General features: G+C 57.7%; 23 protein-coding genes, 3 tRNA genes and 1 rRNA gene. 13 read left to right on the top strand and 14 right to left on the bottom strand.

The annotated features are described in order from the left end of the window. Positions 1-253, top strand: a 253-nt coding sequence (locus tag B5F98_RS13140; RefSeq protein WP_206418154.1) for a hypothetical protein, incomplete at its 5' end; no start/stop codon positions are given. A 61-nt stretch (positions 254-314) separates the two neighbouring features. On the opposite strand, the gene B5F98_RS12055 is transcribed toward B5F98_RS13140, so the two are convergent. Next, the gene (locus B5F98_RS12055) at positions 315-515 is read right to left on the bottom strand and encodes a hypothetical protein (RefSeq protein WP_087373108.1); all 201 of its coding nucleotides are present in this window, start codon (positions 513-515) and stop codon (positions 315-317) included. A 285-nt stretch (positions 516-800) separates the two neighbouring features. Here B5F98_RS12055 and B5F98_RS12050 point away from each other — a divergent pair, with 285 nt between their 5' ends. Continuing rightward, entirely contained in the window at positions 801-1,070 is a 270-nt protein-coding gene (locus B5F98_RS12050) for a hypothetical protein (RefSeq protein WP_087373105.1), read from the top strand. A gap of 1,133 nt (positions 1,071-2,203) precedes the next feature. Here B5F98_RS12050 and B5F98_RS12045 read toward each other — a convergent pair. From B5F98_RS12045 to B5F98_RS12025, 4 genes are all read right to left on the bottom strand, one after another. Further along, positions 2,204-2,971: a hypothetical protein gene (locus B5F98_RS12045; protein ID WP_143482806.1), complete on the bottom strand. Its 768-nt coding sequence runs from the start codon at positions 2,969-2,971 to the stop codon at positions 2,204-2,206. A 551-nt stretch (positions 2,972-3,522) separates the two neighbouring features. Then, positions 3,523-4,056 carry a hypothetical protein gene (locus B5F98_RS12035; RefSeq protein ID WP_087373096.1) on the bottom strand — a complete coding sequence of 178 codons (534 nt, stop codon included), beginning with the start codon at positions 4,054-4,056 and terminating at the stop codon, positions 3,523-3,525. A 47-nt stretch (positions 4,057-4,103) separates the two neighbouring features. Continuing rightward, positions 4,104-4,367 (bottom strand): hypothetical protein, encoded by a 264-nt coding sequence (locus tag B5F98_RS12030; RefSeq protein WP_087373092.1) that lies wholly within the window; start codon positions 4,365-4,367, stop codon positions 4,104-4,106. Beyond that, on the bottom strand, positions 4,364-4,609 hold the full coding sequence (locus B5F98_RS12025; RefSeq protein WP_087373089.1) for a hypothetical protein: 246 nt from the start codon (positions 4,607-4,609) through the stop codon (positions 4,364-4,366). The genes B5F98_RS12030 and B5F98_RS12025 overlap by 4 nt, the downstream gene beginning before the upstream one ends. Positions 4,610-5,119: 510 nt before the next feature. On the opposite strand from B5F98_RS12025, the gene B5F98_RS12015 reads away from it, so the two are divergent. Both B5F98_RS12015 and B5F98_RS13390 read left to right on the top strand, forming a co-directional pair. After that, positions 5,120-5,611 carry a helix-turn-helix transcriptional regulator gene (locus tag B5F98_RS12015; protein WP_087373082.1) on the top strand — a complete coding sequence of 164 codons (492 nt, stop codon included), beginning with the start codon at positions 5,120-5,122 and terminating at the stop codon, positions 5,609-5,611. Between the two features lie 122 nt (positions 5,612-5,733). Further along, a complete protein-coding gene (locus B5F98_RS13390) occupies positions 5,734-7,128 on the top strand; it encodes a tyrosine-type recombinase/integrase (RefSeq protein WP_087373080.1) in 1,395 nt (464 codons plus the stop codon). Positions 7,129-7,316: 188 nt separating this feature from the next. On the opposite strand, the gene B5F98_RS12005 is transcribed toward B5F98_RS13390, so the two are convergent. Further along, positions 7,317-7,402 (bottom strand) — tRNA-Leu (locus tag B5F98_RS12005). A 140-nt stretch (positions 7,403-7,542) separates the two neighbouring features. Here B5F98_RS12005 and B5F98_RS12000 point away from each other — a divergent pair. The 3 genes from B5F98_RS12000 to B5F98_RS11990 all read left to right on the top strand — a co-directional run bounded on the left by B5F98_RS12000 (position 7,543) and on the right by B5F98_RS11990 (position 8,437). Continuing rightward, a tRNA-Leu gene (locus B5F98_RS12000) sits at positions 7,543-7,629 on the top strand. A gap of 196 nt (positions 7,630-7,825) precedes the next feature. After that, positions 7,826-7,912: transfer RNA gene (locus B5F98_RS11995), tRNA-Leu, on the top strand. Positions 7,913-8,119: 207 nt separating this feature from the next. After that, positions 8,120-8,437, top strand: a complete 318-nt coding sequence (locus B5F98_RS11990) for a DUF6465 family protein (protein WP_087373077.1) — start codon at positions 8,120-8,122, stop codon at positions 8,435-8,437. Positions 8,438-8,569: 132 nt separating this feature from the next. Here B5F98_RS11990 and B5F98_RS13380 read toward each other — a convergent pair whose 3' ends face one another. Continuing rightward, positions 8,570-9,529 (bottom strand): DUF554 family protein, encoded by a 960-nt coding sequence (locus B5F98_RS13380; RefSeq protein WP_087373073.1) that lies wholly within the window; start codon positions 9,527-9,529, stop codon positions 8,570-8,572. 214 nt (positions 9,530-9,743) lie between these two features. Here B5F98_RS13380 and B5F98_RS11980 point away from each other — a divergent pair, with 214 nt between their 5' ends. Genes B5F98_RS11980 through idi form a run of 4 tightly spaced genes read left to right on the top strand, consistent with a single transcriptional unit; the run spans position 9,744 to position 11,708 of the window. Then, on the top strand, positions 9,744-9,968 hold the full coding sequence (locus B5F98_RS11980; RefSeq protein WP_158099856.1) for a LysR family transcriptional regulator: 225 nt from the start codon (positions 9,744-9,746) through the stop codon (positions 9,966-9,968). Between the two features lie 6 nt (positions 9,969-9,974). Then, a complete protein-coding gene (locus B5F98_RS11975; RefSeq protein WP_087373065.1) occupies positions 9,975-10,640 on the top strand; it encodes a LysR family transcriptional regulator substrate-binding protein in 666 nt (221 codons plus the stop codon). Between the two features lie 17 nt (positions 10,641-10,657). Further along, positions 10,658-11,197, top strand: coding sequence for a UbiX family flavin prenyltransferase (locus B5F98_RS11970; RefSeq protein ID WP_206418152.1), 540 nt, complete (start codon positions 10,658-10,660; stop codon positions 11,195-11,197). Position 11,198: 1 nt separating this feature from the next. Further along, positions 11,199-11,708: an isopentenyl-diphosphate Delta-isomerase gene (gene idi / locus B5F98_RS11965; RefSeq protein ID WP_087373059.1), complete on the top strand. Its 510-nt coding sequence runs from the start codon at positions 11,199-11,201 to the stop codon at positions 11,706-11,708. A gap of 38 nt (positions 11,709-11,746) precedes the next feature. Here the strand turns inward: idi and B5F98_RS11960 are convergent, their stop codons facing one another. The 7 genes from B5F98_RS11960 to metA all read right to left on the bottom strand — a co-directional run bounded on the left by B5F98_RS11960 (position 11,747) and on the right by metA (position 19,653). Continuing rightward, positions 11,747-13,111 (bottom strand): aldehyde dehydrogenase, encoded by a 1,365-nt coding sequence (locus B5F98_RS11960; protein WP_087373056.1) that lies wholly within the window; start codon positions 13,109-13,111, stop codon positions 11,747-11,749. A gap of 17 nt (positions 13,112-13,128) precedes the next feature. Next, a complete protein-coding gene (gene fliB / locus B5F98_RS11955) occupies positions 13,129-14,229 on the bottom strand; it encodes a flagellin lysine-N-methylase (protein ID WP_087373050.1) in 1,101 nt (366 codons plus the stop codon). A 102-nt stretch (positions 14,230-14,331) separates the two neighbouring features. Next, complete coding sequence (locus tag B5F98_RS11950) at positions 14,332-15,858, bottom strand: PepSY domain-containing protein (protein ID WP_087373047.1); 1,527 nt, start codon at positions 15,856-15,858, stop codon at positions 14,332-14,334. 1 nt (position 15,859) lies between these two features. After that, on the bottom strand, positions 15,860-16,429 hold the full coding sequence (locus B5F98_RS11945; protein ID WP_087373044.1) for an RNA polymerase sigma factor: 570 nt from the start codon (positions 16,427-16,429) through the stop codon (positions 15,860-15,862). Positions 16,430-16,486: 57 nt separating this feature from the next. Then, positions 16,487-18,073 carry an FAD-dependent protein gene (locus tag B5F98_RS11940; protein WP_087373041.1) on the bottom strand — a complete coding sequence of 529 codons (1,587 nt, stop codon included), beginning with the start codon at positions 18,071-18,073 and terminating at the stop codon, positions 16,487-16,489. A 1-nt stretch (position 18,074) separates the two neighbouring features. Then, positions 18,075-18,737 (bottom strand): HD domain-containing protein, encoded by a 663-nt coding sequence (locus tag B5F98_RS11935; RefSeq protein WP_087373038.1) that lies wholly within the window; start codon positions 18,735-18,737, stop codon positions 18,075-18,077. After that, complete coding sequence (gene metA, locus B5F98_RS11930; RefSeq protein ID WP_087230757.1) at positions 18,727-19,653, bottom strand: homoserine O-succinyltransferase; 927 nt, start codon at positions 19,651-19,653, stop codon at positions 18,727-18,729. The genes B5F98_RS11935 and metA overlap by 11 nt, the downstream gene beginning before the upstream one ends. Positions 19,654-19,749: 96 nt before the next feature. On the opposite strand from metA, the gene B5F98_RS12835 reads away from it, so the two are divergent. Both B5F98_RS12835 and B5F98_RS11925 read left to right on the top strand, forming a co-directional pair. Continuing rightward, complete coding sequence (locus B5F98_RS12835) at positions 19,750-19,974, top strand: hypothetical protein (protein WP_143482805.1); 225 nt, start codon at positions 19,750-19,752, stop codon at positions 19,972-19,974. A gap of 98 nt (positions 19,975-20,072) precedes the next feature. Next, positions 20,073-21,514 (top strand): 16S ribosomal RNA (locus B5F98_RS11925); the annotation flags it as partial.

Here is a 21,514-nt window from a genome sequence, read left to right as displayed (position 1 = left end):
GGTGTGGGCTGGCTTTTGCATGCCCAAAACGCTGCGGAAGTTCCACATACTGGATTCGTTTTTGCTGTTGAGAGTAAAAAAGGATGTGCCACAAAACTTACGTTTTGCGACACATCCTTCTGGTGCGGATGACGGGACTCGAAAATGGGAGATTGTCTTTTTCCCCCTTTCTTTGTGCAATATACCCCCTGTTATTGCTGGTTTTTCCGGGGTTTCTCTCCGCTTTTCTGCGTCCTCTTGGAATGGCCTCTGACCAAAACAACGACCAAACAACGACCAGCCAACGACCAGGAGGGCAGCAAAAAGCCGGGGCCTCACGCCCCGGCTTTTTCCTTGTCCCGCTCCATGGTCTCCTCAATGGCACGGGCTATAAATGCGTTCACGCTCTCCCCGTGTTCCGCTGCATGGGCCTGTATGGCTGCTTTGCGGCCCTTGGGGACTGTCAGGTTGATACGGTCGTAGTTGCTGGCAATGTACTTGTTGGTTGCCTTCTGCTGGGCCTTTGATACCGCCATACAAATACCTCCTGGGGCGAATTGAAATAGAGGCACATCCTCCATTCTGGCTTTATTATACCACGCTTGTCAACTTGCGTAAATATACTATTTGCACAATTATATTTGCGCAAGTATGTATATCCTGCCAATTGATATATTTGCGCAAGCATAGTATAATAAGACCATGGAAAGGGGGAACACCCCCAGAGATCAGGAGCGGGAAACGCATTCCCCGGTAACAGGCAAGGGCCGTGAAAGGACTCACGCCCCGCTCCCCCCACACAACAACAGGAGGTGCGCACCATGAGTGCCAACGAACTGGAAAAGAAAGTCCGGGAGCTGCGACAGCTCCAGAGCCTCATCGAGGAGGCCCAAGCAGAGGCTGAGGCCATCAAAGACCAGATTAAGGCCCACATGGGGCAAGCTGAGGAGCTGCGAGCGGGAGAGTATAAGATCACCTGGAAGCCCGTCACCTCCTCCAGGCTGGACAGCAAGGCCCTCAGAGCCGCCGCCCCTGAGCTGGTGGAACGCTTCACCAAGACCACCACCGCCCGCCGCTTCTGCGTGGCCTGAGCGGGAAATACAGCCCCCTGGGAGCGGGTCATGGTAGCCCGCTCCCACCTGGTTATTTTCGCAAGTGCATTTGCCCATTTGGACAAATGCAAGTTACCGTTTCGGCAAACCGAATGGTTTCTCTAGGTTTCTATCACCCCCTCCGCACATCATCCCCCACCCGGGGGGTGGTGTGCCTTTTTTGCTTTCGTGAAAACCCGGTTGGTTTTCTGGGTTTTCTCTGGTTTCCGTGAATCCACCCGGCTTCTCCCGGTTTCTGCCCCCCTCGTGTGCGTGCGTGGCAGGTGATTTCGCAAGAGCCCCTCTCGGTCCCCATGCTGGGGCGCATCCCCGCATACCACCCGGGGGGTCTCCTGGGTACCACACCCCCCTCCCGCATTACGCCCGCTGTAATTTATCTCCCCCCATCGGTCCCCAGAGAGGCCCCCACAGAAGCCGCAATAGGGGGGCTGTGGGGCCGTAGGCCCTGCGCCCGCTCCTGCGTGTGTATGTGCTGTGTGCGTAGCCTCCAGGCCGTTTTAGGCTCCAAAACAGAGCTGTTTTCAGCGGGTTTTGACGTGTTTTCCCCTGGGTTTTCGCTGCTTTTACACCCGCTCCGGGCCGTTATTTTTCGCCGTGGGGAAAAAATCTCACACGGCGGGATGCCTGCGGTCTTTGGCCCAATGGCAGCGAACTTTTTCGACCCGGGGGGTGTGTGCTGCAAGTCGTAGACTTGCCGTGCGCACGCCTGCAAGGGCGCACACGCTATGCGCACGCCCAAGCCTACCCCGCCCACCGTGTGCAATGCCCCGGATTTTGTGGGCCGTTTTCATGCGTTTTCTGCCTGGTTTTCCGTGGCTCCCGCTGCCAGTTGCACCCGTGGGAGACCATGCCCGCCGCCCTGGTCTGTCCGGTCAGCTTCAGCAGCTTGCCGTGTCCGCACACCGGACACATGACCCACGCCACCCCCGTGGTGACTTTGCATTTCAGTTCGTTGGAAATTCTGTTCATAGCTCAAACCCCCGGTTGTATTCTCTCACGCCCGCCCATGCGTGTGAATCTTTGCCCCCGTCAACAGCTTACCCGGAAACAAAGGGCCACGCAAGGGCGTTGCAGCTGTTTCTATGCGCCCTGTTCTAAAGTTATATACTGCTTCAAGTCAGATATAGAGGCCCAGGCTTGTCCTCTATGCCCGCCCTCTGGTGGCGGATTTGCTGCCGCCTCCAGGGCGGCACCCGGTATTTTATGTAACTGTAACTGCCGTACCCGGTCACTCGTTCCTCCCGCTCCAGCACGGTACAATCTGAGGGAGCAGCCAGGGCCGTATCATCCGACACAAAGCACGTTTCCACTATGGGCTGCTCCAGGTTGCGGCTGCGTGTCCACATCTGCGCCCCCACAGGACGGCCCTCCACGCTCTCCTTGGTCATGTATCGGGCCAGATCCTCATAATCTCTTGCCCCGACATACTCTATTTCCACCATGTCCCCATAGGGCCACAGGCTGCGGATGGTCTCTATGTCCCGCTCCGTGGCATTAATGACTATGTGGTGGTGTAAGCGCCCCTCTCCGTGCTTGTCCTCGGTGGTATACACATACTTCAACTCCTGGCCTCTGGCCCTCCGGTGCGCCCGCAGCTGCTTCAAGAACTTGCGCACGTTCTTGACAGCCTCGGCCCGTTTGGCCGGGAGATCAGCATCCCGGTATGTCAGGGTCACAAAGAGGTCTTGCCCTTCAAAGTTCGCCGCAAGCAGCATTTCCAGCCGCCCCCGTGCGGTCTTGTCGTTCATGGCCTTCTGTGCTGCACTGGTCATGCGGGACTTCTCAGCCCTGGCCCGCTCCCCGTCCCTGGGTTCCGGGGCCGTGTATAGAATCGTCTTGACAATGCTCCCCGCTATGATGGTCTTTTTCCGTTTTGCCATTCTTCCCTACCTTTTCCGGCCTTACAAGTCCGTATGATCTCCACGTTCTCCTGCGAAACTCCCTCACACGGCCTTTTTCCAGAGCCTCCCGCATCATCAGCCTTGCCAGGGCCTCCAGGCCCTCCCTGGGCACGGTCTCTACCTTTGGGTCTCCATGCCCCCAATAACCCGCAACAAAGGCCCCAGAAGCCAAAGGCAGGGCAGTAACGACCCGGTGTATGGGGTACCTATCCCCTTTCTCATTCCAGCCCATAGCACAAATGTGAGGGAATGCCGCTCCCAGCCTTCTCCTGGCTGACCTTATCCATGCCACGAATTGATCTTCTGCCCGCAGCTTCCTAGGGGCCGGATAGTCCCTCCAGTAGTCCAGAGTAATCACACAGGCCCCATCTGGAAAGTTGGTCTCCAGCAGCCCAACAAGGGTCTTGTAGGAAAGATTTATGTTATAGCGCAGCTGCGCTTCTTTAGTTCTCGGCATATATGACCCTCCTTGTGACAGAGCGCAGGGCCAGGGGCCACGCCCCCACCCTGCGCTCTATTCCGTGTTGTCGTTAGCCCGCTGCCTGGGCCTTGCTGGGCCTCTCGTCCATCTGCTTGACATCAAGAACGGGGATGCACGCCCCGCCGTTGCAGCGCAGCACACCGCCCACAGGGAGCATACAGCCGCCCGCCTCCTTGTACGGCTTGCCCTCCTTGACCACCACACCGGGAACCTCTGAGGCCGGGACACCGCCCTGGGGGCGTTCCTCCCCTCTCAGCAGCTCCATGGAAGGAACCAGGAACCGCATGGAGAAATGTATATCCCCATAGGCAAACTCGTCCACAAACTCAATGAAATCACCGGGTACCATGCCCTCCAGGGCCTTCCTCACCTTGGCAGCCAGCCGCCGCCCGCTGGTGATCTTCAAGTCATTCATGGTATACTTCTCCTCCATGTCCCAGATGGACATACAGAACATGACTTCCCCGGTGTCGTAGTTCTCCGCTCCGTAGAAGCGCATAATGTCAGCCGGAACAATCCCGGCCAATGCCTCCCGAATACGATCTGCAATCTGCTTGCCGCTCTTGATATTCAGTTTTTCCATTTGACATTCTCCTTCTGCCCCGGTAAAATAGGGGCGTGAAATCTCCTTCATTTGCTATGGTGGGTTTTCGCTCTGCCGCTCTGGTGTTGCAGCACCGGGGCGGTTTTCTTTTTGCTCTTTGGAGCGGGTTGGAAAGGCTGCGCCCGCTCCAGGATGGAAAGGCATAGGGTGGGCAGCTGCCCCACGATGTAAGCCAGGGCAATCCCCCCATACAAGACCCACCAGCCACCAGGCAGGGCCGTTATCCCATCCGCACACACCGCCAGCCCCAGCAGCAGAGCCAGGGCGGTACACTCACAAGCCGCCCTCATGCCCTGGGCCTCTCCCCGGGCAGGGGCTTGTAGCGGATGGGCTGGGCCGTTCCCTGGTTTGCCAGGTAGTCAAAGACCAAATCCAGGTTCACCAGCTTCTGCGCCCCGGCCTGGACAACAGGAATTTCCCCGCTGCGTATCAGGCCCCGGATGAAGTTCAACGTGATCTTCGTCCCCGGGTCTTGGGCTTTCAGCTCTGCAATCACGCCTTCGGCGTTTCGCATCCTTGGTAATGCTGCCATGGTATTCCCTCCTATTTGGCAAATATGGCTTTCATGATACAGATAATAAGCTTCAGTTGTCTCACATCGGCCTGACTGAGAAGCGTTTTCGCCTCTTCTTCCAACTCTTTGACCACTGTTTTTACCTCCTCTGTGATGTGTCCAAGTTGGACACATTTCTATTTTCCAGCCTCTTGCACGATGTCTTGTACTTGAACCCCTAAGCCAGCAGCCAATTTTTCCGCCGTTGTTTTGGAACAGGACTTGCCACCCTTAACGGATGTAATTGTCACTCTGGACAACCCCGCCCGCTCCGCAAGCTGCTTAATGTTCATGTCTGCTCTTGCCAACTCAGTGGCGAACTTCACACGGTCAACACGCATATTGTCACCTACTTTCACGAATATTAGCATTTGCTTGTGTCAATAATAAAACAAGCATTTGCTTATGTCAAGAGAAACTTTAACTTTTGCTTGTTTTTTTGAATTGCATATGCTATTGTAAAATTAAGCTAAGGAAGGTGGTGATACTATGGACTTTGGCAAACTTCTAAAAAAAGCACGTCTTTCTGCTGGCTTAACTCAAAAAGAACTTGGGGACAAGATGGGCATATCCGCTTCTATGGTTGGTCAGTATGAAACTGGCCAGCGAAACCCTAAACCAGAAACTATTGTTCGCTTTGCCAACGCACTTGGAACAGATTTTTTCAGTTTAGGCGATATAAGCTATATAAGCCCTTCACTCAATAAATCACTTCCCGCTCTCTTCAAGCTAATGCAATTTTTAGACGATAAGGTAAACGGGGTAGACGTCAGCCTCTCTGAAGAAGATAGAGCACAGATCATTGAAGGTGTTGAACTCTTAAAAAAATCAGAAACAGAATTCGAAAACAGCGAATTTCTAAATGATTGTCTCAAAAAATCATACTATTCATATTTTGACCATCTCAATTTCCGGGGCAAGCGGCTTGCTTTTGAAGCCGTTCATAATATATATCAAGACCCCAAAAACAGAGAAAATTAAAAACCGCCCCGGTGCTACCAACACCGGGACGGTTGACGCAACAACAGCCATACACGCTAATATAGGCCCTGTTTGCCCTTCTATTGTACCACACAGGGCCGGGAAAGGGAAGGAGTAAAACCATGCCCACCATCACAAAACGAGGAGACACTTACCGCATCCGGGCCTATTGCGGCTATGATGCCAAGGGGAAACAAGTCACCCGCTCCACCACCTGGAAACCCGCTCCGGGCATGACCCCCAAACAGATTGAAAAGGAGCTGCAACGCCAAGCGGTATTATTCCAGGAGCAATGCTCCGGGCAGGGCTGGGGCGGTGCGGTCAAATTCGAGACCTTTTGCAAGGGGTGGTTTGAGGAGTACGCAGAGCCAAACCTACGGCCCCGCAGCGTGGCCCGCCTCCATCAGATGGAGGAGCGCACCTATGCCGCCCTGGGTCATATCCGGCTGGACAAGCTGACCCCCCGCCATATTCAATCCTTCATCAACGATCTGGGCAAGCCGGGTATCAGCCAGCGGGAGAGCCACGCCCGTTCCAAGGTTGATCTGGTTGCCCTTCTGGGGGAGCGGGAGATCTTACAGAAGGATTTAGCCACCCGAGCTGGCCTCAGCCGCTCCACGGTCTCCAGTGCTTGCCGGGGTGAATCGGTCTCCATGCCCTCTGCCAAGAAGCTGGCCCAGGCTCTGGGCATGGACTATGCCGCCCTCTTTGAGACAGCAGCGGCAAAAGTAACCCTGTCCCCCAAGACCATACGCAACTATCACGGCTTTGTTTCCTCCGTCCTGGGGTACGCCGTGCGCATGGGGATGATACAGCATAACCCCGCCCAGAATGTGACCCTGCCGCCCACAGAGCGCACAGAGAAAGAGTGTTACACCCTGGAGGAGGCCCAGACCTTCCTGGAGAGCCTGGACAACGCCCCCACCAAATACCGGGCTTTCTTCGTCCTGGCTATCTACGGGGGCTTTCGCCGTGGGGAGCTGCTGGGCCTGGAGTGGCCAGACCTGGATTTTGAAAACTGCATGGTACGCATCCGGCGCACCAGCCAGTACCTGAAGGAGCGGGGGACATTCACCGACACCACCAAGACCGTGCAGAGCCAGCGCACCCTAAAGCTGCCCGCCGTGGTCTTTGATGTGCTGCGCAAGCACCGGGCCGCACAGGCCCAAGAACGGCTTATGCTGGGCGATCAGTGGCACGACACCCAGCGGCTCTTTGTCAACGCCTTTGGGGAGCCGATGCACCCCAACACCCCATACCACTGGTTGCAAGGCTTTTGCCAGGACACCGGGCAACGCTTCCTAGGCGTTCACCAGTTCCGACACCTCAACGCCTCTTTGCTGATCAGCAGCGGCGCAGACGTGCGCACCGTCTCCGCATCCCTGGGACACTCCCAGGTAACTACCACCCTCAACATCTACGCCCACACCTTCGCAGAGGCCCAGGCCAAGGCAGGGGAGGCCGTAGCCGCCGCCCTGGACTTTGGCGGGCAGCGCAAGGCCAGAGGCAGCGCATAATATCACCACCTGGGAGCGGGTGCAGCTGGTCAAATAACGACCGCTGCCCCGCTCTTTCTTGTGTCCAAGTTGGACACATTGGGCCGTTTTTGAGGGCGTAACGACCAAACAACGACCAAACAGAGGGTTTGGCGAAAAAACGAAATCCCGGAACCGTTGCAGCGCAACGCATTCCGGGATTTTTCAGCTGGTGCGGATGACGGGACTCGAACCCGTACGGCCGTGGGCCACTAGCACCTCAAGCTAGCCAGTCTACCAGTTCCAGCACATCCGCATAACTCAAGCTTGTTCATTATAGCGCAGACAACCCTTTTTGTCAACCTAAAAAAATCGTCGTTTTTTTGAAAATATCTGTTGACAAACAAGGAGACCCATGGTAATATATATCTTGTCGCTACGAGCGACACACCGCTTGCGCGAGTGGTGGAATTGGTAGACTCGCTGGCTTCAGGTGCCAGTGCTCGCAAGGGCGTGCGGGTTCGACTCCCGCCTCGCGCACCAGAAGGACACGACTTGATCGTGTCCTTCTTTTTTTGTTTTCCTTGCAAGAAAATATATGGGAGCAGATGCATGGCCAGGGGCCAGCCGTTGGGCCAAAGGTCTGATGAAGAAAATGAAAAGAAATTGAAAAAAGATGTTGACAGCTGCCCGCTTCCGTGGTATTATTACTTCCGTTGCTGAGGCAACCAAGCCACTTGCGCGAGTGGTGGAATTGGTAGACTCGCTGGCTTCAGGTGCCAGTGCTCGCAAGGGCGTGCGGGTTCGACTCCCGCCTCGCGCACCAAAAGGACACACGTTGGACGTGTGTCCTTTTTCTTTTGTGGAATACTTCCTAATCATGGAATATATGTCTGCGTACTCCTGTTCAAAAGGGAAGAAATGGTGCGTATGCCTTGCAAACCATGGGAAAAGGGAGTAGAATAGACCAAGATTTGCAAAAGCAAGTCTGTTACATTCACTTGGATAGATGAAGTGAAAGGAGGAAATTAAGATGGCGAGAGTGACAGCGGCTCAGAAGAAGACCGTGACCGAGCCCAAGGTTGAAGCCTCTTTGGAGAAGAAGGTTGTGGAGCAGCCTGTGAAGAAGACCACCCGTGCCGCCGCCCCCAAGAAGGTGGAGCTGGCTTACGTGCAGTTTGCTGGCAAGGAGTGGGACATGGCTGAGGTTGTGAAGAAGGCCAAGGAAGATTACCTGGCCCAGGGCAACAAGGCTACCTCCATGAAGAAGTTCTGCGTGTATGTCAAGCCCGAAGAGGGTCTGGCTTACTATGTGGTCAACGACACCGAGACCGGCAGCGTGGAGCTCTGAGATTGAGGCGACACAAGCGTCAAAAACAGCGAGGTCAGGAAATCCCAAAGGGGTTTCTCGACCTCGCTGTTTTTCTATCAAAAGGGAACGGGCCGCAGGACATGGTGTTCCGCGGCCCGTTGCGATCCTGGCTTAAGAGACCAGGGGCATGATGTAGTTGACCCAGAGGGCGGATATGGGCATGACCAAGATCATGGCGGGCACCATATCGGCGATGGGGAACATCTTCACCTTGATCATACGGAAGCCAGTGGCCAGCATGATGAAGCCGCCGCAGGCTTTGAAGTCGGCAATCATCACGTCGCTGGTCAGGGGGAAGATGACGGTAGAGGCGAAAAAGAGAATCAGGAAGATGATGCACTGGGGCACTGCCACCAGGGACACCACCGCGCCCAGCTCGTTGTAGCCCAGGGGAGTCGTGGGGGGCTCGAAGCAGGCGGCAATCTCAATGGCAGGGTCCACACCCACGCTGATGGAGATGGGCAGGGGCTTGCCCATGGCCTCTGCCTTCTCCCGAAACACCCCCAGGTGGCGGGCGCCGGGGACGAAGTACATGGAAATCTCGTCCTTACTCTGCAGGCACAGGCGGTGGATGGTGATGTCAGACTCTTTTGTCTCCGGGTCAGAGGCATAGCACAGGCCCATGGTGATGTAGGGGCCGGCGTCCTCCTCGGTGTTGGTGGGGGCGGGGATGAGCTTACGGATGTCAAAGCCCTCTTCGGTGGCATAGTGCACCACCTCTTGGCACTGGGCCTTGGATGCATCCACCACCACAGGGGGGATGGGGTTGGACACGGCCCGGTTGAGCAGCTTGCCCAGGTTTTCTGGCTTCTCTCCCAGCAGATAGCCCACCCGCTTGCGGCTGGCCAGCACGCCGATGGCCACTCGGGCGTCGGGATGACCTTTCACGTTGTTGAACACCATGGCGGGGCCTTCCCGTGTGGGGCGGGAGACGGTGCCGCCGGCGCCGACATAGCGGTACACGCCGGAGAGCTCAGCGTTGGGGTCCACTTCCACGTCGGTCTCCACATACTGCCCGTCTATGGTTTGGAGCAGCTCCAGCGCAGAACGCAAATCGTTGATGTTTGCCATGTGAATCACACTCTTTTCTAGACATTGTGGGGCTCTGTCTGGCAGAGCATACCTTATCGTAAAGTATACACCCCGCAAACTTTGGGGGGCAATTCACAAAGGTGGTGCGCCTATTCCCAAAAACGATGGAGAATTTTTGGTGTGGGGAGTTGCATGATTGGTGTCGGACGTAGTAAAATCCATAAGATAAGAGTGAAAACAAGGGGGAATGGACATGACCATGGCACAGATTCAACACTTTCTGGACATCGTGAATTGGGGCGGGTTTTCTGCGGCGGCCAGCGAGACGTTTATCTCCCAGTCCTCCCTCTCCAAACAGATCAAGTCCCTGGAATCCGAGCTCAACGTCCAGCTGTTCGACCGCACCAACAACAAAATTGCCCTCACCCCAGGCGGCACTGCATTTCTGGAATATGCCAGAAAGCTCAACAATACCTAAAAGGCCATGCTCCAGGACATGGAGCAGTACAGCAGCGCCAAGAAGACCATCTCCATGGGAATTTTGCCTCTGGAGCAGGGATACCGCCTGCTGGAGCGGCTGACCTCCTATCAGGTGGCCATGGAGCGGGTACAGGTGAACATCACCGAGGACAACCAGGGCAAGCTCATTCCCCTGCTGGACCACGGCAAGCTGGATTTCGCCGTGGTGCGTATGGACGAGCTGGACCCGGAAGTATACGAGTTCCACCCCATCTACCGGGACAAGCTGGTGCTGGTGTACCGGAACACCCAGGAGGGGATTCCGAAGGAGGAATCCGTCTCCCTCTCTCAGCTCTCCCATCTGCCCTTTGTGCTCATGAGCGACGAGTCCGTGCTGCACAACCTGTGTGTCCGGCAGTTCCACCGGGAGAACTTCCATCCCTCGGTGATCTACACCGCCGCCCGGCACCGGTACCTGCTCAGCCTGGTAAACTCGGGGCTGGGGGTGACCATCCTGCCCAAAGCCCTGGTGAATACCGATCTGTTCCCAGATCTGTGCTGCAAGGACCTCAGGGGAGACATGGAGTCCCTCATCGGGGTGGTGCGGCTCAAGCACGCCCACCTGTCTGCCGGGGCGGAGCACCTCTATGAGTTCTTTGCACAGCAGGGCATACTGGCCCAGGAACTATGAAAGGACGAGGCACAGACATGAAACGGCTTATTGTAGCAATCAGCGGCGCCACAGGGGTGCAGATGGGGGCCAGACTGTTGGAGGTGCTCCACCACATGCCCCAGGTGGAGACCCACCTGGTGATCAGCCGAGGAGCAGAGGTGATTTTCCAGCGGGAGACCTCCATAGACTTGGAAGAGTTGAAGAAGCTGGCGGACTATACCTATGACGTGGACAATCTGGCGGCCGCCATTTCCAGCGGCTCCTACCGCACCGACGGGATGATTATTCTCCCGTGCAGCATGAAGACCCTCTCGGGACTGGCCAACGCCTATGACGAGGACCTCATTGTGCGGGCGGCGGACGTGTGCCTGAAAGAAAACCGCCGGGTGAAGGATGTGTATGCCGCCCAGACGGTGGCAAAGCAGCTGTGCCTGGCCACCAACGAGACGGTGTGCATCTGTGCCGGGCTGCATCTGGACCACGCCAGCCAGGCTCAGATTAAAGAGATGATGGACAACTGTACCCAGGCGGCCCAACAGGCGGCGGAGGCGTACGAGAAGATGGGAGGCCAATGACATGGAAGACCTGCTGATCTGTGTAGACCCCCTGGACGTGCCAGTGGGCACCATGGGGAAGGAGGAGTGCCACCGGAGGGGGCTGCTCCACCGGGCGTTCTCCATCTTTTTGTATGACGGGGAGCGGGTGCTCCTCCAGCGCCGGGCCCTCCACAAGTACCACTCCGGCGGGCTGTGGGCCAACTCCTGCTGTTCCCATCCCCGGGATGGGGAGACGCTGGAGGTGGCGGTGCAGCGCAGGCTCATGGATGAGCTGGGGGTGTCCTGTCCCTGCCGGGAGGTGGGCAGCTTCGTCTACCGCCACCAGTTCGCCCCGGACCTGTACGAGTATGAGTATGACCATGTGTTTGTGGGGACCTATTCCGGACCGGTGACCCCCAATCCGGAGGAAATCATGGAGACTCGGTGGTACACTAAGGAGGAGATTCTCTCCCTCCTCATCCAAGACCCCGCCCGCTTTGCCCCTTGGTTTATCACCGCCTTTCCCATGGCCATTAAGGATATGGAGTAAAAGAAGAGCTGCGGCGCAATTTGCGCCGCAGCTTGTTGTCATTTCAGGAACCGTTTCAAAAGGTTGAATTTGGAGGGGGTGTAGGGGTGGTAGCGCAGAGGTATGTCCACGTGCTGGCCACCCATCAGGATGCTCTTGTAATGGGTGAAGGTGTCGAAGCTGGCCTTGCCGTGGTAGGCGCCCATGCCGCTGTGGCCCACCCCGCCGAAGGGCATATAGGGGGTGGCCAGGTGCAGAATGGTGTCGTTGAAGCAGCCGCCGCCGAAGGATAGACGAGAGGTCACCAACTCCTGCATCTCCCGGCTCCTGGAGAAGAGGTACAGGGCCAGGGGCTTCTCCCGACTGGACACAAAGTCCACCACCTCCTGGGGCGTGGTGTAAGAGAGAATGGGGAGGACGGGGCCGAAAATCTCCTCCTGCATCACCGGGGACTGGGGGTCTACCTGGTCCAGCAGGGTGGGAGCGATTTTACCCTCCCGGGCCTGTCCGCCCAAGAGGATGTTCTGGCCCTCCAGCAGACCCAGAATGCGGCGGTAGTGCTTGTCGTTGACGATCTTGCCGTACTCCGGATTGGACAGAGGGTCCTCCCCCAGAGCGTCGTGGAGGGCCTTTTTCAGCTGCTCCACCAGCTGCTCCTTTACACGCTCCTGAACCAGCACATAGTCCGGGGCCACACAGGTCTGTCCGGCGTTGAGGAACTTACCAAACACGATGCGCTTGGCGGCCAGAGCCAGGTCGGCGGTCTCGTCCACAATGCAGGGACTTTTGCCGCCCAACTCCAGGGTCACGGGAATGAGGTTCTGGGCGGCCCGGCGCATCACCTCTTTGCCCACGGTGACCCCGCCTGTGAAGAAGATGCAGTCCACACGCTGATCCAGAAGGGCGGAGTTCTCCGCCCGGCCTCCCTCCACCACTGCCACATACTGGGGGTCAAAGGTGGCGGCGATGAGTTGGGCGAGTACCTGGGAGGTGGCGGGGGCATAGGCGGAGGGCTTGAGGATGACGCAGTTGCCTGCGGCGATGGCCCCCAGTACCGGAGTCAGAGACAGCATAAAGGGATAGTTCCAGGGGGACATCACCAGCACCACCCCGTAGGGCTGGGGGTAGCGGCGGCTCTTGGCGGGAAACAGAGTCATGGGGGTGTGCACCCTCCGGGGCTTGGCCCAGCGGCGCAGGTGGGAGCGGAGGTAGGACAGCTCCTCCAGCACCTGGCCGATCTCACAGAAGTAGCTCTCGTAGGGGTGCTTACCCAAATCCGCCTGGAGAGCCGCCTCAATGTCCGGCTGCATGGCCAGAATGTTGCGGCGCAGACGGTCCAGAGCGTCCAGACGGGCGGCCACGGGCAGGGTGGCGCCAGAGCGGAAGTATGCGTGTTGGTTGGAAACCAGAGTGGAAATATCCATGGGGCGTTGAACTCCTTTTAAAACTGGGGGAAGTGGATGGCGTCGGGGGCCAGGGCGGCGCAAGTGTTCATGGCCAGGTCCAGATTCTCCTCCATGTGCTCCACCTCTCGGCTGAAGGCACAGCAGAGGGCGATTTCCTCCGCCTGGCTGAGGGCTTCTCGCTCTGCCCACTGGGTGAGAAACAGGTGGTAGAGCAGAACTGCACTGCACGAGACAAAGGCCGCCCGTCCATAGAGTTGGTCATCATTGACGGTTTTATGCCAGTGGCGGAAGAGAAGATACTCCGCCACGTTGGTGAGGTGGCGCTGCCACTGGGGGAACTGGCCCTCGAAGCGGCGGCATAGGTTCTGGTACTCTGCCTCGGTCAGACCCTCTAGCAGCTGGAAGCACTGGCTCAGACGCTGGGGCCAGGTGGGACGCAGGGGCTCCAGGGAGGAGAAGAACCGACACAGGGTCTGGGCGAATTCTTTCCCGTTCCCGGTGGAGGAGAGGGGGCGGAGGGAAAGGGCGGCCTGGGACATGGCCGGGTAGTCCTCACTGTCTATGGAGTCCTGGAGCGTGTCAGCCAAATACAGCACCCCTTGCAGGCGTTCCCAGAGGGTGTACCGCTGCTCCTCCATTCCTCGCAGAACCGCTTGCCGGGTGACCTCCAGTCCGACGAGCAGCTGGGGCGGGATGTCGGGGAAGGGCTGGTCCGGGTGGCCGTCGTCCACCTCTTCCACTTGGAACGCGGGGCTCTCCAGCAGCAGCCGGGCCACCTCGGGGCAGGACATAGCCAGGGAGGCCTCGGTGAGGTTGCCGTACTCCTCGATGAATCGAGGATAGGCGGCGCAGTGGTCGCACAGATGGGACTCCCCCCACTCCTTTTGAATGGCGCATAGCCCGTCCGGGGTGATCATGGTACAAAAGCCCCGGTGGTCCAGACGGAAGCAGGTGTCCCCCTCCTCATCGGTGGTGAGACTCTCCTGGAGGCGCTGGGCCAGAGAGGCGGGGGCGGTTTGATAGTCGGAAAGGGTCTCCTCATCCAGGACAATGTCCCAGTCCCGGCAGCAGGTGTCGGGACAGGCGCCGCCCAGGCAGCGGAAACCGGGATAATAGTTGGGGTGACGATGGAGCACAGTAATTCCTCCTTTGGGTGACAGTATAGCCAAACGGGCGGGGAAAAGCAAGGACCCGGCACAGAAAGAATTCCGTGCCGGGTCATAGGGGTGTGCGCCACGTCAATCGTCTCGCTCAGACTCGTATTTCAGAACCTGTCCGGTGGTGGCATTGATTTCGTACTCGTACTCCATGTTGCCCACATGGAAGGAGATCTCGTAGCGGGCCACGCCGTCGTCGTGGTCCAGCTCATTTTCCAGCCGGGAGACCTGAGAGGCGTCCACTCCGGCATGCTTACAAGCAGCCTGGAGGGCGGCGTCATAGCCAATGTAGGACCCGTTGGAGTTGCCTTGGTTTTGGTTCTGATTCTGATTCTGGCTCTGGTTGGTGGAGTTGTTGGAGCCAGAGCGGTGGGCGTAGTGGTCGCAGGTGTCCTGCTCGAACTTTACCACGTCGCCCGTGGTGGCGTTGATCTCGTAGTCGTATTCCACTCCGGCAGAGCAGAACTCAATTTCATAGTAGGTCACGCCGTCGTCCTCGTCCAGCTTCACGGTGAGGGACTGGGCGGCACTCTGGCCCACCTTGGCGTGGGTCAGAGCGGCGGTGGTGGCGGCAGACTCGCCGATAAAGGCGGTGGTGCTGCCAGAATTGGTGTTCCCGGAACTGGTGTGCCAGGTGTGGTCGCAGGGCTCCTGCTCGTTCTTTACCACACTGCCGTCCGTGGCGTTGATGTCGTACTCATACTCGGTGCCGCCGCTGCAAAAGTCCAGCTCGTACACCATGACGCCCTTGGACCAACCAAACTCGGTGCTCAGCCCCTGCACGTCGCTGGTGGCGATGCCTGCGTGGTCGCAGGCGGCCTGCAAGGCGGCGTCCTGGCCGATGTAGGCCTGATCGCTGGTGGAGCCGGTCTGGGACACCCCGGTGGTGGTCAGGTTGCGGGAGGAGGCGATGAGGGAGATCTCGCTCATGGACAGGGGAGCCAGGGACTCAAAGGTGAGGGTGCTGTCCTGGGCGATGACCTCCTGGATGAGGCTGGCCTTTCCGGCGGAGATGTTGTACTGCTGGGCCAGCTGGGCCAGGTCGTCGTCCACAGTGACGGTCTGGGTGAGGATGGCCCCGGACTGGAAGGCGCCGGAGATGGTGGTGGTGAGCTCGTTCTGGAGCTGGGTGGCGGTGTCGGCGTCAGCGTTCTCCACCGATACCAGAATGGCGTTCTCCAGCTCGTCCAGATACCCCTTCTGGAGGCAGGCGCCGATGATGGCGTTGACGGCAGTCTCCAGATTGGTGCCCTCCAGCTCCATGCCGCCCATGATGTCCTTGGCGTCATCGTTGAGAGGGGTGGCAGTGGTGACAGTCTCCTTGTTGTTGACGGACAGGGCGATGCTGGGGTTGATGTCCAGGGTCACCACCGAGTCGGCGGCACTTGCCTGTTGGAAACGGGAGATGCCGAAGATGCTGCCGGCCACAATGGCCAGGGCGGCTGCGGCGGAGAGGGGGGCGATCCAGCGGCGCTTATTAGAATTGTTTTTCATAGAGATCACAGTTCCTTTCTGTTCCTCGCAGGCGGAAAGGATGGCATCCAACTGATCGGGGGCAGCGTGGGTGGCCGCCTGTTGAATTCGCTTGTGAATTTCCTCGTGGGTCATCTCAGTCTGCCTCCTTCCATGCGGCGTTAAGCTTTTTAATGGAACGATGGTACTTGGAAAGAACTGTGGGTAAGGGCAGGGACAGCAGCTGGGCGATCTCCCGGTGCTTGAGCCCCGTGAGGGCGTGGAGGGTGACGATTTGTCGCTCCTGGTCGTCCAGAAGGGAGAGCAGGGAGTCTAAGGTGAGCAGATCGTCCTGATCCACCATGGGATTGTGGGAGAGCCGGGCCAGATGCGCCTCCTCCAGGGGGAGGGTGTGGGACTGCTCCCGAAGCCGGGACAGGGCTAGGTTACGGGTGATGGTGATGATCCAGGCCATGGGTTTCCCCTGAGAGCGGTAGGACCCGGCGCTGTGATAGAGTTGGATAAAGGTGTCCTGGGTAATGTCCTCTGCATGGTCCACGTCTTTCAGTACCGACAGAGCAAAACCGTATACGGCGGCCTTGGTGGCTTGGTAGAGGCTGGCCAGGGCCTCTTTGTCTCCCTGGGCCATCCGTGTGATGAGATCATCCAGCTGGTGGCTGTCGTGCCCGGAGCGCTCAACGGGCAGAGCCGATGTGAATAATATCATGGTTTCACCTCTGTTCATCTATATAACGCAGGAGAGGACCGGAATATTGCGTGTGCCTCAAAAATTTTTTTGAATAATTTCTTCCGCCACTTTGATGCCGTCCACGGCGGCGGAGGTGATGCCTCCGGCGTACCCGGCTCCCTCGCCACAAGGGTAGACCCCTCGGACGGAGATGGACTGGTAATCCTCGCCTCGGATGATGCGTACCGGGGAGGAGGAGCGGGTCTCCACCCCGGTGAGAACCGCCTCGGGGGTGGCAAAGCCCTTGAGCTTTCGGTCAAAGAGGGGAAGGGCTTGGCGCAGGGTGTCCAGCACATAGTCGGGCAGCACGCCCTCCAAGCTGCCCCATACCACCCCGGGCCGATAGGAGGGGAGAATGGAGCGGGGCCCAGAGGAGGGCTGTCCGGCCAGGAAATCCCCCACGGTCTGGGCGGGAGCCATGGGATTGCCGCCACCGTAGGCCCAGGCGGCCTCTTCCCACTGTTCTTGGAATCGTACCCCGGCCAGAGGGTCGTCTCCGGGGAAGTCGTCGGGACCCACGCCCACCAGGAAACCGCCGTTGATGTTCTCCTGGTCCCGGGCCCGCAGGGACATGCCGTTGGTGACCACTTGCCCGTCTTGGCTGGCGGAGGCCACCACCTGCCCGCCGGGGCAGACGCAGAAGGTGAAGGCGGAGCGGCCATTGGGCAGGTGACAGGACAGCTTGTAGTCGGCAGCGGGCAGCTTGTCCCAGCTGGGACCGAACTGGGCCTGACTCACCGCCTCCTGCTTGTGCTCAATGCGTACCCCGATGGCAAAGTTCTTCTGCTCCATGGCCAGCCCACTGTCCAGGAGCATAGCAAAGGTGTCCCGGGCGGAGTGGCCGGGAGCCAGTACCAGGGTGTCGCAGGGGAGGGTGTAGACCTCACTGTCGTGGGTGATCTCCACGGAGGTGATGGCGCCGTCCTGAATGTGCAGCCCGGTGAGCTGATGGCCAAAGCGCACTTCAGCGCCCAGGGAAATCAGCTCCTCTCGCATGGATTTCACCACCAAGCGGAGAATGTCGGTGCCGATGTGGGGCTTGTGGGACCACTGGATGTCCTCCGGGGCCCCGTGCTCCACAAAGGTGCGGAACACATGGGCGATGCGGGGGTCGTTGATGCCAGTGGTGAGTTTGCCGTCAGAGAAGGTGCCGGCGCCTCCCTCGCCAAACTGCACGTTGGAGCGGGGGTTCAGCTTCCCGGTGGACCAGTAGGTTTCCACCGCCTGGGTGCGCTGGTCCACGTCGCCGCCACGCTCCAGCACGATAGGTTTCAAGCCAGCCCGGGCCAGGGTCAGAGCGGCGAACAGTCCGGCGGGGCCAGTGCCCACCACCACCGGTGGGAGGGAGGAGGTGCGGCCCAGGGGCGGCAGGGTGTAGGGCTTCTCTTCCCACAGGGTTACCCCCTTGGGGTGACGCTTTAATACCGCCTGCTGGTTGGCCACCTGTACCCGCACCGAGCAGACGTAGTGCACGTCCTGCTTTTTCCTCGCGTCAATGGACTGGCGGGTGAGTACCACCTGGGACAGGTCCTTCGACGATACCCCCAAGTGCTTGGCCAATTTCTTATATAAGGTTGTCTGGTCTGCATCGATGGACAGACGGAGATTGGTGACATGCAGCATATTACAACACCTTAGAACCGTTGATAACCAACTGGAATTTCAGAGAGAAAAACTCGGCGGCCTTGCGGCACAGGAGCATGCGGGAGAGGAAGATCTCGAAGTAGTCCATCACCGCACAGATCTCGGTGTCAATGGTGATGGACAGGGTCAGGGTCTTGGCCTGAGAATCCAGGGTCAGGTCGGAGTTCTCCACGGCGTAGTTGACCCGGTCATGGATGTCAAAGTTGATGGCGTCCTGGTTGCGCACCCGGCTGCGGCGCACGTCGCTCTTGTCTGCCAGAATGAGGGCGGCGGCCACGGCGTTGACCGGGTAAGCGGTGTGTTCGTCGTGGTTGCCGATGGCGGTGATGACCACTGCCACGTCGGCAGGCTCCATGCCCATCTTGTCCAGAATGCGGAAGGCCATGACGGCGCCGCTCTGGGCGTGGTCCACTCGGTTGATGACATTGCCGATGTCGTGCATGAACCCGGCGATCTTGGCCAGCTCAATGTGCCGCTCATCGTAGCCTAGGTCCTGTAACAGTTGGGCGGCGGTCATGGCGCACTTGGTGACGTGGGCAAAGGAGTGCTCAGTGTAGCCCAGGGCCACCAGAGAGGCGTCTGCCTGGGTGATATAGGTGCGGATTTCAGGGTTGTTGCGCACCGCTTCAAAATCAATCTTCATTGGAAATCTCCCGTAAGTCGTAGGGGGTGGTTTGATAGACGTAGTAGTTCAGCCAGTTGGTGTACAGCAGCTGTCCGGCGGACCGCCAGTTGACAATGGGGGCCTGGTTGGGGTCGTCCTGGGGGAAGTAGTGGGCGGGGACGGCAATGTCCAGGCCGCGGTCCACATCCCGGAAGTACTCCCGGGCCAGGGTGTCCTCGTCGTACTCCGGGTGGGCGAAGATGAAGAAGCGGCGGTTGTCCATGCTCTTCACGCCGAAGACCCCTGCCTCGTCGGATACCGCCAGCAGCTCCAGCTCGGGGATGGCCTGGAGGTCCTCCAGGTGCACCTCGGTGTATCGGGAGTGGGGGGCATAGAAGCGGTCGTCAAAGCCCCGAAACAGAGGGGACTGCTTGCGGATGATCTGGTGCTGATAGATGCCAAACAGCTTGTGGGGCAAGGTGTGCTTTTGAATGTGGTAGTGATAGTACAGCCCGGCCTGAGCGCCCCAGCAGATGTGGAAGGTGGAGTGCACATGGGTGCGAGTCCACTCCATGATCTGACACAGCTCCTCCCAATAGTCCACTTCCTCGAAGTCCAGGTTTTCCACTGGGGCCCCGGTGATGATCATGCCGTCATAGTGGTTGTTGCGGATTTGATCGAAGGTGGTATAGAAGGAGTCCAGGTGATGGCTGTCGGTATTCTGAGAGACGTGGCTGCTGGTCTTGAGCAGCTGTACATTGATCTGTAAGGGAGTGTTGGACAGCTTGCGCAGCAGTTGCGTCTCGGTGACGATCTTCGTGGGCATAAGATTCAGAATCAAAAGATTCAAAGGTCGGATGTCTTGGTGGAGAGCACGGTGCTCTGTCATCACGAAGATATTCTCGCCCTCCAATACACTGGTAGCAGGCAGGGAGTCGGGAATACGAATGGGCATAGGGATACCTCCGCTCTTACATTATATAGTAGATATAGCAAACCTACGATACCACAGGAGGGCGGGAAAAGCAAACGATAAAAAAGTTGAAAAAAGGTGTTGACAAATGAGAGAAGAGCTGGTATAGTATCTAAACGTGCCCCGGACGAAACAAAACAACGCCAAACAGCTTCGAAAAAAGTTGAAAAAGGTGTTGACAAGTTGAAAACCGCGTGGTACAATAAAAACCCGCTGATAAAGCGGTTTGTACCTTGTAAATTAAACAATGAGAAACACGAAAAGCACCAGAAGGACACAAGAGTCCTTCATGGAAACTGGTAACACAGTGAAATGAAGGGTCTCATCAATTCATATCTTTGAAGTTAAGAGATTAGCTTCAATAAAATTGATTTAAGCGGTGAAAACCGTTTAGATACCATTTTATTGAGAGTTTGATCCTGGCTCAGGATGAACGCTGGCGGCGTGCTTAACACATGCAAGTCGAACGAGAATCAATGGATTGAGGATTCGTCCAAATGAAGTTGAGGAAAGTGGCGGACGGGTGAGTAACGCGTGAGGAACCTGCCTCGGAGTGGGGAATAACAGCTGGAAACAGCTGCTAATACCGCATAATGCAACGGAATCGCATGACTCTGTTGCCAAAGATTTATCGCTCTGAGATGGCCTCGCGTCTGATTAGCTGGTTGGCGGGGTAACGGCCCACCAAGGCGACGATCAGTAGCCGGACTGAGAGGTTGGCCGGCCACATTGGGACTGAGACACGGCCCAGACTCCTACGGGAGGCAGCAGTGGGGAATATTGGGCAATGGGCGCAAGCCTGACCCAGCAACGCCGCGTGAAGGAAGAAGGCTTTCGGGTTGTAAACTTCTTTTGTCAGGGACGAACAAATGACGGTACCTGACGAATAAGCCACGGCTAACTACGTGCCAGCAGCCGCGGTAATACGTAGGTGGCAAGCGTTATCCGGATTTATTGGGTGTAAAGGGCGTGTAGGCGGGACTGCAAGTCAGATGTGAAAACCACGGGCTCAACCTGTGGCCTGCATTTGAAACTGTAGTTCTTGAGTGTCGGAGAGGCAATCGGAATTCCGTGTGTAGCGGTGAAATGCGTAGATATACGGAGGAACACCAGTGGCGAAGGCGGATTGCTGGACGATAACTGACGCTGAGGCGCGAAAGCGTGGGGAGCAAACAGGATTAGATACCCTGGTAGTCCACGCCGTAAACGATGGATACTAGGTGTGGGGGGACTGACCCCCTCCGTGCCGCAGTTAACACAGTAAGTATCCCACCTGGGGAGTACGATCGCAAGGTTGAAACTCAAAGGAATTGACGGGGGCCCGCACAAGCGGTGGAGTATGTGGTTTAATTCGAAGCAACGCGAAGAACCTTACCAGGACTTGACATCCTACTAACGAAGCAGAGATGCATTAGGTGCCCTTCGGGGAAAGTAGAGACAGGTGGTGCATGGTTGTCGTCAGCTCGTGTCGTGAGATGTTGGGTTAAGTCCCGCAACGAGCGCAACCCCTATTGTTAGTTGCTACGCAAGAGCACTCTAGCGAGACTGCCGTTGACAAAACGGAGGAAGGTGGGGACGACGTCAAATCATCATGCCCCTTATGTCCTGGGCCACACACGTACTACAATGGCGGTCAACAAAGAGAGGCAATACCGCGAGGTGGAGCAAATCTCAAAAAGCCGTCCCAGTTCGGATTGCAGGCTGCAACCCGCCTGCATGAAGTTGGAATCGCTAGTAATCGCGGATCAGCATGCCGCGGTGAATACGTTCCCGGGCCTTGTACACACCGCCCGTCACACCATGAGAGTCGGGAACACCCGAAGTCCGTAGCCTAACCGCAAGG

This window comes from Pseudoflavonifractor sp. An44, from assembly GCF_002161675.1.
GTDB lineage: Bacteria > Bacillota > Clostridia > Oscillospirales > Oscillospiraceae > Enterenecus > Enterenecus faecium.
The sequence above is the reverse complement of the archived record's forward strand: the minus strand, read 5'-3'. Positions and strand labels throughout refer to the sequence as shown.